This is a genomic window from Kitasatospora purpeofusca, from assembly GCF_034043715.1.
In the GTDB taxonomy this organism is placed as follows: domain Bacteria; phylum Actinomycetota; class Actinomycetes; order Streptomycetales; family Streptomycetaceae; genus Kitasatospora; species Kitasatospora purpeofusca_A.
The window spans coordinates 1-12,109 of sequence record NZ_JAXCLC010000079.1; the positions used below are offsets into that span (position 1 = coordinate 1).

A 12,109-nucleotide genomic window follows, 5' to 3' on the forward strand; every position below is an offset into this window, starting at 1 on the left:
GCGCCGGGACGGCCCGGGCTCAGCCCTGCTGCGCGGTGCGACGGCGGCGCAGCACGACCAGGGTGCCGACACCGGCCGCGAGGACGGCGCCACCCGCGATCGCGATGGCGGTGGTGTCGTCACCGCCGCCCGTGGTGGCGAGCGCCTTGTCCGCGTTGGACTTGGCCTTGGCGACGGCCGCCGGGGTGATCGGCAGCGGCTTGACCTTCGGAACGCTCACCGGGAAGTCGATCGGCCCGGCGGTGTCGTCCTGGGTCGGCGCGGGGCTCGACGGGGCGGCGGTCGCGGGCGCGCTCGGGGAGGTGCTCCCGCTCGGCGTCGCGGTGGCGCTCTCCGAGGGCGAGGCGGTGGTCGACGGGGTGGCGGTCGGCGACGGGGTCGCCGTCGTCGAGGGCGTCGGCGTGGTGGACGGGGTGGCGGTCGTCGACGGGGTCGCCGTGGTGGACGGCGTGGCCGTGGTCGACGGGGTCGCCGTCGTGCTCGGGGTCGGCGAGGCGGTCGTCGATGCGGTCGGCGAGGCGGACGGCGACGGCGAGGTGGTGGTCGGGCTGCCGGTCGGCTTCACCGTCGGGCTCGTGCTGGGGGTGGTCGGCTTGGCCGTCGACGGCGTGGCGCTCGGGCTCGGCTTGCCCGGGCCCTCGGCCACGATCTTGAAGCGCTTGCCGCGGATGCCGTCGCAGCTGAACTCGGCCTCGCCGGTCGGCGTCTTGCCCTCGGCCTCGGCGGAGAAGACCACCGGCACCACGCCGGCGTGGCCGCGCGGCGCGTCCTTGGCCACGGTGACGCGGACGGCGACCGTCAGGCTGCTGCCCTTGGTGACGGCCAGCAGCGAGTCCTCGTAGTCCGGATTGCCGTCCTCCTGGAGCTTGGCGAGCAGGAACAGCACACCGTCGTCGTCGGCCTCGGCACCCGGCGCGGCGCCGGCCGGGCGCCAGGTCTTGGTCCGGTCCAGCGCCTCGGGCAGCTGGTACTCGACCTTCAGGTCCTTCGCCTTCAGGTTGTCCTGGGCGTTCTTGAACTTGAGCAGCGGGTAGAACACGAAGTCCGTCTTCGTGTTGTTGTCGATCGTGAAGCTGAACTGCTTGGACTCGCCACCGGCGACGAAGGTGCCCGGCACCCCGTCCAGCGACAGGTCGAGCTGGCGGTGGGCGGCCTTGTCGGCCTGCGGCGCGGCGGCCGAGGGCGAGCCCGTGGCGGCGGCGACGGCGCCCTGGGCGCCGGTGAGGGCCATCGAGGCGGCGAGCGCGGCGGCGCCGGCCAGGGCCAGACTGCGAGGTATGGAGATGGACAAGGGAAACCTCACGAAGGTGTCCGGGCGCGGCCCGGGAGCGCGGGTGGACCCGGTGGTAGTCCGAGCCGCGATCCCCCCGCGAAGCTGAAAGTCCGACGGAGACTACAGAAGGTCCCCGCGGTGCCGGAAGGTGGGTGCGGGTTTGAAACGGGCCCAGGCCGTTTTCTGTCCGGTTGGACCAACTCTGCCCCGGAAAGCGCCTTTTGCCCGCACCTGGCAGAGGGCGACGGGTGATCGGTACACGGTGGGGAACGGCGCCTGCCGGAAAGGCACTACGCGGGGAGTCCGGCCCGCCGGCGCGCGACCGCCGCGACCGCCGCCCAGTCCTTCTCGCCGTCCCCGTGCGCGAGCGCGTCCAGGAACGCGTCCCGCAGCACGCTGCCGAACGGCAGCGGCACCCGCGCCGAGGCCCCGGCGGTGAGTGCGAGGTCGACGTCCTTGAGCCCCAGCGGCAGCTTGAACCCGGCGGGCTCGTAACGGCGTTCGGCGACCATCGCACCGTACCCGGAGTAGATCGGGCCGGGGAACAGCGTGCCGCTGAGCATCTCGATCAGGTCGGTCGGCCGGACGCCGTTGGCCTCGGCCAGGCTGCACGCCTCCGCCATCGACTCGATCGCGCACGCCAGCAGGAAGTTGGTGCTGATCTTGGCGGTGTTGGCCTGGGCCGGGCGCTCGCCGAAGTGCCAGACGCGCCGGCCCATCGCGGCGAGCAGCGGTTCGGCCGCCGCCAGCGTCCCCGGGGCCCCGGCGGCCAGGATGTCGAGCTCCCCGGCGGCGGCCACCGGCGGGCGGCCGAGGACCGGCGCGGCGACGTACCCGATGCCGTGCTCGGCGTGCAGGGCCTCGGCCCGCTCGGCCAGGCCGACCGACACGGTGGCCATGTTGATGTGCAGGGTGGCCGCGGCACCGGCCAGCAGGACCGGGTCGAGCAGCAGCCGCTCGACGGCGGCGTCGTGGGCGAGCATCGAGACGACCGCGTCGGCCGCGAAGACGTCGGCCAGATCCTCGGCCGCCTCGGCACCCTGGGCGACCATCGCGGCCACCGGCTCGGGCGAGCGGTTCCACACCCGGACGGCGTGCCCGGCCCGCAGCAGGCTGCCGGCCATGCCCTGGCCCATCGCGCCCAGTCCGACGAAGCCGACCGTCGTCCCGCTCATCGCACACTCCCACTGTCACCCGGCGCGCGGACCGGATCGTCCGACCACGGGCAACCGACTGTACGTCAGCCCGCCGGGCCGCCGACCGAAGCCGTCCGGCTCACGGAGGGTGGTCGACGGCCGGCCGGGAAGGCGGTCGGTCGGTCGGCAAGGCGGTCGGTGGCTCTGACGGCTCGCGGGTCGGGAGCGGTCAGGCGGCCGCCGCGCGGTGCCCGTCCGCCGCCGCCGCCTCCAGCCGCGCGGCCACCCGGTGGCGCAGCAACTGGTACTGGACCTGGAGCCGACCCGGACGCTGCGGGCGGGCGACGGGACGACCGGGGCCGACCTCTTCGTCCGGGCCGAAGCGCGAGCGGGTCATGTCGACCTCGGCGCCGGCGGCGGAGCGGTTCCACCAGTGCAGGTCCGTCCGGACCCCGCCGACGTACACCTCGCCCATCATCAGCTCGCCGCCCAGCAGGTCGTGCACCACCAGGGCGGTCGCCCGGCACTGACCGTGGGCGGGATTGTCGGGACGCCAGTGGGCCTGGTCCTCGGGCGCGCAGGTGTCGACACCCCAGGAGGAGCGGATCGCACGTTCGATGTCGTTGAGGGTCCACGCCGTCATAGCGGGAAGCCTGCCACGCGGCACCGACAGCGGCAGCGGCTTTTCGGCCAAAGTGCCCGTGTTCTGCGACGACCCGGGTGACCTTCACCCGTACGGGGAGCCCACGGGGCACCGGCCAGGAGGCCGTTCGCGGGCGACCACCACGACGGCCGCCGCCCGCACAGCGGGGGCGACCGCCGGAGCGACCGCCCGAGCAGCCGCACTGCGGGCGCGGGCGCGGACCGGTGCGCGCCGGAGCGGTCGGGGGTCCGCTCCGGCGCGTGCTCCGGTCCCACGCCCTTCACCCGCCGGGTGTCACTTGCCGAGCGCCTCGACGCCCGCCTGCGCGAACTGCTCGTCCAGGTCGCCGCTGGGCGCGCCCGCGACGCCGATACCCGCGACCGGCGCACCCTTCGACTGCACCGGCGCGCCGCCGGCCAGGAACAGGGTCCCCGGGATGTCCTTCAGGTTCGGCGCCTGCGCGAGCCGCTTGGCCAGCTCGGAGGTGGGCGCGTTCCAGGAGACCGCGGTGAAGGCCTTCCGCACGGCCGACTCCGGCGACTGCGGGCCGGCACCGTCGCCCTTGAGCAGCACCCGGGTGACACCGTCACGGTCGACGACCGCCACCGAGACCTTCTGACCGGCCTTGGTCGCCGCGTCCAGGGTGGCCTGGGCGGCCTTGGTGGCGGCATCGACGGTCAGACCGGTGGTCTGGGCGAGGTTCTTGTTCTGGGTGTCGACCTTGACCGCCGCGGCGGCGACGGCCGGGGTGTCGGTGGCCTCGGCACTGGCCGAGACGGCGCCGAGGGTGGCGGCGGCCAGCGCGGCGGCGGCGACGGTGCCGGTCAGCACCTTGGTACGAACGGAGGTCTTCTTCATGGTCCGGCTCCTCGTCGGATGGTGTCGCTGGGAACGGAACCGATCCTCCGGCGACAGCCCCCTCCACCACATCGGCGGTCCGGACACCTCCCAGGGGCATGATGGACGACGGACCCGTCAGCCGATCGGCTGATGCGTCCCCGGGCCGGACGGGTCACCATCGAGGGATCACCCCGGCCAGGGCAGCGGCCGTCGTCACGAAGACCGGCCACGACCGGCCATGACCAGCCGGCCACGAAGACCGGCCACGACCACGACCGGCCACCACGACGACCAGCGATCACGACGACCGGCCATCGGAAGCGAGCGAGCGAGGAGCGGCCCCGTGCACCACCCCGGCCCCCCGCTCGACCCGGACGCCGGCCGGCTGGCCGTCCTGCTCGACTCCGCGTTCCTGCTGCTGCTCGCCACCTCGCTGAGCCGCTTCCTCACCCACCACCCGGGCAATCCGCGCATCCCCTGGGTGCTCGGCCTGAGCATCGCCCTGGCCGTCGTCCAGCCGCTCGGCTCCTGGCTCGCCCACCGCCGCCCGCCCGCCCCCGGGCAGCGCCGGCCCGCCTGGCCGCTGGCCGTGGTGACCGTGCTCTGGGTGGTCCTGGTGCTGCTCGCGCCGAGCTTCTCCTGGTGCGCCGTGCCGCTGGTCTACACGGCCCTGCGCACGCTGCCCAGACCCGCGGCCATCCCCCTCGTCGCGGCGCTCACCCTGCTGGTGGTGGTCGGCGAGGTCCGGCTGCCGGGCACGACCGACGCCAACCTCCTGCTGCTGCCGCCCGCCGTCGCCGCACTGGCCACCGGCGTCTTCCTCTACATGGAGCGGCAGGCCGAACGGCAGCGGGCGCTGATCGCCGACCTGGTCCGCACCCGGCGCGAACTCGCCGCCACCGAACGGCGGGAGGGCACGCTGGCCGAGCGCGAACGGCTCGCCATGGAGATCCACGACACCCTCGCCCAGGGCCTCTCCAGCCAGCAGATGCTGCTCCAGGCCGCCGACCGCACCTGGGACGGCGACCCGGCCACCGCCCGGGGCCACGTCCGGACCGCCGCCGCGGTGGCCGCCCGGAACCTCGCCGAGGCCCGCCGCTTCGTCCACGACCTCGCGCCCGCCGAGCTGGCCGACGGCCGCACCCTCGACCGGGCCCTGCGCTCGCTCGCCGAACGGGAGTCCGCCGAGAGCGGGCTGCCGGTCCGCTTCCATCTGGACGGCGCACCGGTGCCGCTCCCGGCGGCCGCGCAGTCCGCGCTGCTGCGGATCGCGCAGGGCGCGCTCGCCAACGTCCGCGAGCACGCCGGGGCCACGGCCGCCGCCCTCACCCTCTCCTTCCTCGGCGACCAGGCCGTCCTGGACATCGCCGACGACGGCCGCGGCTTCTCCCCCGGAGACACGGCCGCCGCCGGGAGCCGGGGCCACGGCCTGCCCGCCATGCGGGCCCGGCTGCGCCAGCTCGGTGGGAACCTGACCGTGGAGAGCGCCCCCGGCGAGGGCACCGTCGTCTCGGCCGCGGTCCCGCTCGTACTCGCGTCCGCCCCTTCCCCGGCTCCCACCGCTCCCCCCACGCCCGACTCCCCTGATTCCTCCGCCACCCCCGCCACCCCCGCCACCCCCGACACCCCCGCCGCGCCCGACCGTCACCAGGGCCCAGGAGCCGTCCGATGAACCCCACCCCCGCCCCGTTCCCGGTCCGGCTGCTGGTCTGCGACGACCACGCGGTGGTCCGGGCCGGTCTGCTCGCCCTGCTGGCCAGCGCCGGCGACATCGATGTGGTCGGCGAGGCGAGCAGCGGCGAGGAGGCGGTCGACCTCGCGGCCCGACTGGCCCCGCAGGTGGTGCTGATGGACCTCCAGCTCGGCGACGGCATCGACGGGGTGGAGGCCGCCCGGCGGATCACCGCAGTTCCCGAGCCCCCGCACGTCCTGGTGCTGACCACGTACGACACCGATGCCGACATCACCCGGGCGATCGGCGCGGGCGCGACCGGCTACCTGCTGAAGGCCGAGCGGCCGGAGGAACTGTTCGCCGCGGTGCACTCGGCCGCCCAGGGCCGCACGGTGCTCTCGCCGCCGGTCGCCTCCCGGGTGATGGCACAGATGCGGGCCCCGGCGCCGCAGCTCACCGAGCGCGAGACGGAGATCCTCGCCCAGCTCGCCCACGGGCTCGGCAACCGGGAGATCGCCCGCGCGCTGTTCATCAGCGAGGCGACGGTGAAGACGCACCTGGGCCGGATCTACGACAAGCTGGGCGTCGACACCCGCGCGGGCGCGGTGGCGGTCGCCAAGGAACGCCGCCTGCTGCGCTGACGATGGCGATGGCCATGGCCATGCCGAATACCGACATTCCGTTCGGAATATCGGATTACGAACCATCGGCCCGCGGTCCGCGCCCGGAATCCCCCGGCACCCGAACGACCGATCCCACCGGCCGCCGTCACTTGCTCCCGGCCGCCCCCGGCCGCCCCTTGCCAACCGGACGGCCATCCCCGATTGTGGATGTTTCATGGATTCAAGGTATTGACAAACCAACCATGCGGTTTGTTACGGTAACGATCAACGACGCCCCACAACAAAGGGGGCCTGCCGAGGCTGTGCGGAACGCTCTCGCCGGAGAGCGACGTCAGGGGGGACGGCGGAGTCCGGGGGTGGTCGGGGGGAGCGGCGTACAAGCCGCGCGTCGACGCGGCGCGGAGCGGGTCCGGGGGGACTCGCTCCGCGCCTCCCTGCTTTCCGGCCCCTTTTCGCGGCTCCGTCCGCCGCTCCCCGTTCTGCCGCCCCGCTTTCGCCGTCCGTTTTTTGCCGCCCTCGCCCCCGTCCGCACTTCACGCCCCTCCGGGTAAACTGCACCGGGTAGTGCAACAAGCCGCGAGGAGGGGACCCCGCCCGATGAGCACAGCGAACCCGGCAGCGACCACCGGCTCACGCCGCATGCCCGAGAAGCGCCGGGCCATCGCCCGCGCGGCGAGCACGGTGTTCGGCCGCGAGGGCTACACCCGGGCCAGCGTCGACGCCATCGCCTCCGAGGCCGGCGTGTCCAAGCGCACCATCTACAACCACTTCGGCGACAAGGAGAAGCTCTTCCTGTCCGTCGTCCTGGAGAACGCCGGCGAACTCACCGAGATCGTCGCCGGCCTGGCCGACCGCCATCTGCACAAGATCGTCGACCTGGAGGCCGACCTCGCCGCCTTCGCCGTCGACCGCGCCAAGGCCGTCCTCGCCGCCGGCGAGCACTACGCCCTCGGCCGCACCATCCGCGCCGAAGCCGGCAACATCCCGCCCGACGTCCTCGCCGCCTGGCTAGCCGCCGGTCCGCTCGCCTCCCAGCGCGACCTCGCCGACCACCTCACCCGCCTCGCCTCCCAGGACCTGCTCACCGTCGACGACTCCGACCTCGCCGCGACCCACTTCACCCTGCTCACCTTCAGCGGCGCGGCCGACCAGTCCTTCTACGGCGCCGTGCCCATCTCCGACGCCGCCCTCCACACCACGGTCACCACCGGGGTCCAGGCCTTCCTCCGCCTCTACCCCCGCCCCTGAGCACGGCAGGACCACCAGGGGGGCTCACGCTCGGCGCGATACGTTGGCAGTTCCGATTCCAAGATCGGCGACGGCGGCCGCAGAGGTCTCGAACCGGAAGGGCTGGAGGCAACGTGGTCGAGGACGTGAAGCGCTGGGTTCGCGTACCGGTGGGGCCCGATGCGGCCCGATGGGCCACCCGCGGACGGTGCCGACGGGTCCTGCTGGTCATCCACAACGTGACGGCGGCGACGCGGCTGGTCGACGTGCTTCCACTGTTCCGCGACGACCTGCGGGTCCAGGTGCTGGCGACCTGCACCGGCTCCTCGCCGTTCCAGTCGGGCGTGGCGGAGCTGCTGGCTTCGATGGGCATCCCGGTCCTGCCCTGGGAGCAGGCCCTCTCGACTCCCGTGGACCTGGCGATATCGGCCAGCTTCGGCGGCCAACTCGGCGATCTCAAAGGCAAGTTGACAGTCCTGTCGCATGGCGTCGGATACAATAAGAAGCTGGCCGCGCCGGACGCCGGACGCCGGACGCCGGACGCCGGACGCCGGACGCCGGACGCCGTGTTCGGGCTCGGGCCGGAGTGGATCCTCACCGCCGAAGGCGCCCCGATCGCGGACGCCATGGTCTTCTCCCACCCGGAGCAGATCGACCGACTCGCCGAGTCCTGTCCCGAGGCCGTGCCGACCGCCGTACTGGCCGGCGATCCCTGCTTCGACCGCATCCTCGCCGCCCGGCACCACCGGGACCGGTACCGGCGGGCCCTGGGGGTACATCCCGGGCAGCGCCTCGTCCTGCTGAACTCCACCTGGAATCCGACCTCGCTCTTCGGTGACTCCGGCTCCGAGGACGTCCTCCCGCTCCTGCTGCCCCGGCTGACGTCCGAACTCCCCGCCGACGAGTACCGGGTGGCGGCCGTCCTCCACCCGAACATCTGGCACGGCCACGGCCCCGGTCAGGTCCGCCTCTGGCTGGACCGGGCCCGTCGGGCCGGGCTCGCCCTCGTCGACCCGCTCGAAGGCTGGCGCCAGGCCCTGATCGCCGCGGACGTGGTCCTGGGCGACTTCGGTTCGGTCAGCTACTACGCCGCCGCCTGCGGCACACCCGTGCTGCTGGGCGCCGCCGACCCGGAGGCCCTCGGGACGGAGTCACCCGTCGCGGCGTTCGTCCGGTCCGCGCCCCGGCTCGATCCGTACCGGGCGCTGCGGCCCCAGTTGGACAGGCTGCTGACCGGACACCGCCCCCTCGACGGGCCGACCGAGCTGACCAGCTCGGTCCCGGGGCGCTCCGCGCTCCTGCTGCGCGGCCTCTTCTACCGGCTGATCGGCATCACCGAACCGGCCGCCCCGGCGGTGCTCGACCCGCTGCCACTGCCGCCGTACGAGCCGCCGCTCCGCACCGCGCCCCTGCACGTGCTCACCCGCACCACCGCGGACGGGACCATCGCCGTCCTGCGCTTCGCCGAACCGCGGTACGAACCCGACGACGCCGAAGGCGAGGGCCACCTCGCCGTGCACCTCGCCGTGCACGAGGACACCCTCGATCCCGGCGCGCTGGAGTCGGCCGACGTCATCCTCCAGTACGGCGGGGCGGACGACCCCCGGTTCGGCTCGCCCCGGGAGTGGGCGGCCGAAGTGCTCGCCCGGTACCGGTCCGCCTCACTCGCCGCCTTTGTCACCGGCCCTCGCGAGTGCGAGGTGCTGCACCGCGGCGGACTGCGGTGCAGGCTGACCTCCGACACCGCCGGCGACCCGGCCGTGCACGCCTCCGCGCTGCTCGCACGGCTGCACACCGGCCCCGCGATCACGGCATCGACGCCCACCACCCTGACCGTCGGAACCGGGACCCGCGTCGCGCGGGTTCGCGTCACGGTCGATCGGGAAGGCACTGCGCGCGCAGCCCGGCCAGATAGGTGAGGTGGACAGTGGCGTTCTCCCGGCTCAGCAGCAGCACGGCCTCGTCGATCAGTGGCAGCGCCCCGGCGTGGTCCGCCGCGTCGAGGTGGAGTTCAGCGAGATCCGTCAGCACCCGGGCGGTGTTGTAGCGCTCGCCGCTGTCGCGGAAGAACTCCCTTGCTGTGGCGAGCCGTTGCGCCGCCTCGTCGAACCGGCCTAGCCCTCGCAGCGCCCGCCCCCGGTGCCGGTGCAGCAGCGCACGGGCCCGCGGCACATCAGCGGCGCCGTCGTCGGCCGGACCGATCCGGTCCAGCAGCCCGTCCGCCTCCTCGAAGCACTCGAGGGCCGGCCGGAACCGCCACTGGCGCAGCCGCAGCAGCCCCAGCGACTCGACCGCCGTCGCCCGGCCGCGCGCGTGTCCGGCCCGGGCCTCGTCCTCCGCGGCCGTCAGCAGCTCACGTTCCGCTTCGTCGTCCTGCCGCAACTCCATCAGGGCGAAGGCGAGTTGGATGTGCATCCGGCCGGCCGTCCGGGTCCCCGGGCAGTGCCGACCGGCCGTACGGGCCCCGGCCCTCAGCGCGGGCAGCAGCACATCGTGGCTGCCGGCCTTCAACTGCACCGCCCAGAGCGCCTCGACGGTCTGGCAGACGGTGTCGAAGCGGCCGAACTCCTCGGCGGCGAGCACGGATTCCACCAGGTTGCCCGCCTCGGCGACCAGCGCGGCGACCGCCGCGCCCTCGTCCTCGTACGGTCCCGGCCCCAGTTCGGCGAACAGCGGGCCGAGGTGCCAACGTTCCTTCAACGCCGCGTAGTCGGCGCGGACGGCGAACCGCAGGTACCAGTCCGCGGCGCGGGCGACGGCCGCGGCGCAACCCGCCAGACCGTCCTCGCGGGCGGCGGTCTCCTCCGCGTGCGCACGCACCGCCGGCCGGTACCGGTAGCGACCGTCCCCGGTGCTCTCCAGCAGTTGGAGTTCCGCCAGTTCGGCCAGCGCCCGCTGCGCCTCGTCCTCCGGCACCTCGGCCGTCACCGCCACCACGGCCGCGTTCAGCGAGGGCCACGGCCGCAGCGACCCGAGCCGGTAGACCCGCGCCGCCTCCGCCCCGAGCCGCCGGTAGACCTCCTCCGCGACGGCCCGCACCGGAGGCACGGGACCCCCTTCCGACCGGGGATCCGCCGCAGTCACAGGACCCGACGCAGCCAGGGGACCCCCCGGATCGCCGCCGCCGAGCGGCCCCGTCGCCAGGTACGGAGCCATGGCTCGCAGCGCGAACGGGGAACCGGCGCACCGCTCCAGTACCGAGGGCAGCGCGGCCCGGGCCGTCACCAGGGCGGACCGCCCCGCCAGCTCGGCCAGCAGCCGCCTGGCGTCCTTGTCGGACAGCGGGCCGACGGAGACGGTGACCGCGTCCAACCCGGTGAGCGGACGGCGGGCGACGATCAGGGTGAACACCCCGGGCGCCGCCGTGATCAGCGGACCGACCTGGCCCGCCGACTGCGCGTGGTCGAGCACGACCAGCAGCCGCCGGCCGGACAGCAGGGAGCGGAACAGGTCGACCCGGTCCTCCACGGCGGGCGGAACGTACTCCGCCGGCACGCCCAGACGCAGCAGGAAGTGCCGCAGGACCGTCGCGGCCGTCGGAGCGGTGCTCGCCGAACCGCCCCGGAGATCCATGTACAAGGTCCCGTCCGGGAACCGGCCGGCCTCGCGGCCACCCCAGTGGAAGGCGAGCGCACTGGTACCGATTCCCGCCGGACCGTGCAGGACGGCCACCTTCGGCAGGCCGTCGGGCTTGCGGTCCGCCTCACGGTCCAGCAGCGCCAACGGGCCCTTCCGGTCGGTGAAGAAGCGGGCCGAGGCCGGCAACAGCCGCGGCACCCCGTGCGCCGCCGCCCCGCCCGTACCCCCGCCACTCATCACAGCGGCGAGCGCCCTCGCCTGCTCGGGGTTGCGCAGCGCCTCCGCCACGAGCAGCCCCGCCACCGACTCCCGCTCGGCCGGCCCCACCGGCGCCGGCACCTCACGCCCCACCACCCGGGCCACCAGCCCGCCCACCGTCTCCCAGGCCCGCTTCCCCGCCTCGTTGGCCATCCCCGCACCGGCCGCGCCCAGGAAAGCCGTCACCATCGACAACGACAGCGGATCCACCGCACCCACCCCCCGGTCCTCCGTGAGGCAGAGGTTCACCAATGCCCCAGCCCGTTGCATCCGGCCCAACGGTAGCCTGCCGGAGCAGACCGCCGAAGGACCTCGCGCGCCGAGGGAGCGGTCTCCGCTACCCGCCCGACGGCGTCGACGCGGGATTCCGCCAACTCCCGAGCTCCACCGCGCCCATGACCGTTCCGGCGGCGGTGTAGAGCACGAGCATGACGGCATCGTCCGCCGGCCCGGCCCACGCCAGGTAGGCGTTGATGACGGCACGCGTCGTCGCGTCGTCGGACTGCGGGAGATCGGTGGCGATGTAGCTGTTGCGGTGGTCCCCCTGGGACACCGACCGGGCGACCTTCGACACGTGCCCGATCACCGCCGACCGCTGCTCCGCCGTGCCGTTCTCCCCCACGAACCGGGCGAACTCAGCCGCTCCGCCCTCCGTCCCGTTCGCGGAGGGCATCGCCGTGGGCGCAAAGGCCGCCCGCTGCCCGGGCGCGGCCCCGGTGGTGGGCCCGCAGGAGGCGACGAGAAGCGCAGCCGCGATTGTCGCCGCGGCGACGGCGAATTTCGTGCGATTCAAACGAGCCTCCCGGAAAAGGGGTCGACCGGCCTGGAAAACACAAAAGCCGCAGGTCGCTGACCTGC

General features: G+C 74.2%; 10 protein-coding genes. 4 read left to right on the forward strand and 6 right to left on the reverse strand.

Annotation, left to right across the window (positions count from 1 at the left end):
• Positions 1 to 19: 19 nt before the first annotated feature.
• From SM793_RS30620 to SM793_RS30635, 4 genes are all read right to left on the reverse strand, one after another.
• A complete protein-coding gene (locus SM793_RS30620; RefSeq protein ID WP_320441562.1) occupies positions 20 to 1,291 on the reverse strand; it encodes an LPXTG cell wall anchor domain-containing protein in 1,272 nt (423 codons plus the stop codon).
• A 272-nt stretch (positions 1,292 to 1,563) separates the two neighbouring features.
• A complete protein-coding gene (locus tag SM793_RS30625; protein WP_320441563.1) occupies positions 1,564 to 2,448 on the reverse strand; it encodes an NAD(P)-dependent oxidoreductase in 885 nt (294 codons plus the stop codon).
• A gap of 190 nt (positions 2,449 to 2,638) precedes the next feature.
• Positions 2,639 to 3,052 (reverse strand): hypothetical protein, encoded by a 414-nt coding sequence (locus tag SM793_RS30630; protein WP_320441564.1) that lies wholly within the window; start codon positions 3,050 to 3,052, stop codon positions 2,639 to 2,641.
• A gap of 294 nt (positions 3,053 to 3,346) precedes the next feature.
• Positions 3,347 to 3,910 (reverse strand): heme-binding protein, encoded by a 564-nt coding sequence (locus SM793_RS30635; protein ID WP_320441565.1) that lies wholly within the window; start codon positions 3,908 to 3,910, stop codon positions 3,347 to 3,349.
• Positions 3,911 to 4,130: 220 nt separating this feature from the next.
• On the opposite strand from SM793_RS30635, the gene SM793_RS30640 reads away from it, so the two are divergent.
• The 4 genes from SM793_RS30640 (at position 4,131) to SM793_RS30655 (ending at position 9,333) form a co-directional block, all read left to right on the forward strand.
• On the forward strand, positions 4,131 to 5,564 hold the full coding sequence (locus tag SM793_RS30640) for a sensor histidine kinase (RefSeq protein WP_413816068.1): 1,434 nt from the start codon (positions 4,131 to 4,133) through the stop codon (positions 5,562 to 5,564).
• Positions 5,561 to 6,205, forward strand: coding sequence for a response regulator transcription factor (locus SM793_RS30645; protein ID WP_320441567.1), 645 nt, complete (start codon positions 5,561 to 5,563; stop codon positions 6,203 to 6,205). The genes SM793_RS30640 and SM793_RS30645 overlap by 4 nt, the downstream gene beginning before the upstream one ends.
• Before the next feature lie 579 nt (positions 6,206 to 6,784).
• A complete protein-coding gene (locus SM793_RS30650) occupies positions 6,785 to 7,435 on the forward strand; it encodes a TetR/AcrR family transcriptional regulator (RefSeq protein WP_320441568.1) in 651 nt (216 codons plus the stop codon).
• Positions 7,436 to 7,548: 113 nt separating this feature from the next.
• Complete coding sequence (locus tag SM793_RS30655; RefSeq protein ID WP_320441569.1) at positions 7,549 to 9,333, forward strand: hypothetical protein; 1,785 nt, start codon at positions 7,549 to 7,551, stop codon at positions 9,331 to 9,333.
• Here the strand turns inward: SM793_RS30655 and SM793_RS30660 are convergent.
• The gene (locus tag SM793_RS30660) at positions 9,284 to 11,470 is read right to left on the reverse strand and encodes a tetratricopeptide repeat protein (RefSeq protein WP_320441570.1); all 2,187 of its coding nucleotides are present in this window, start codon (positions 11,468 to 11,470) and stop codon (positions 9,284 to 9,286) included. The two genes, SM793_RS30655 and SM793_RS30660, sit on opposite strands and share 50 nt — an antisense overlap.
• A 118-nt stretch (positions 11,471 to 11,588) precedes the next feature.
• The gene (locus SM793_RS30665) at positions 11,589 to 12,044 is read right to left on the reverse strand and encodes a hypothetical protein (RefSeq protein ID WP_320441571.1); all 456 of its coding nucleotides are present in this window, start codon (positions 12,042 to 12,044) and stop codon (positions 11,589 to 11,591) included.
• Positions 12,045 to 12,109: the final 65 nt, after the last annotated feature.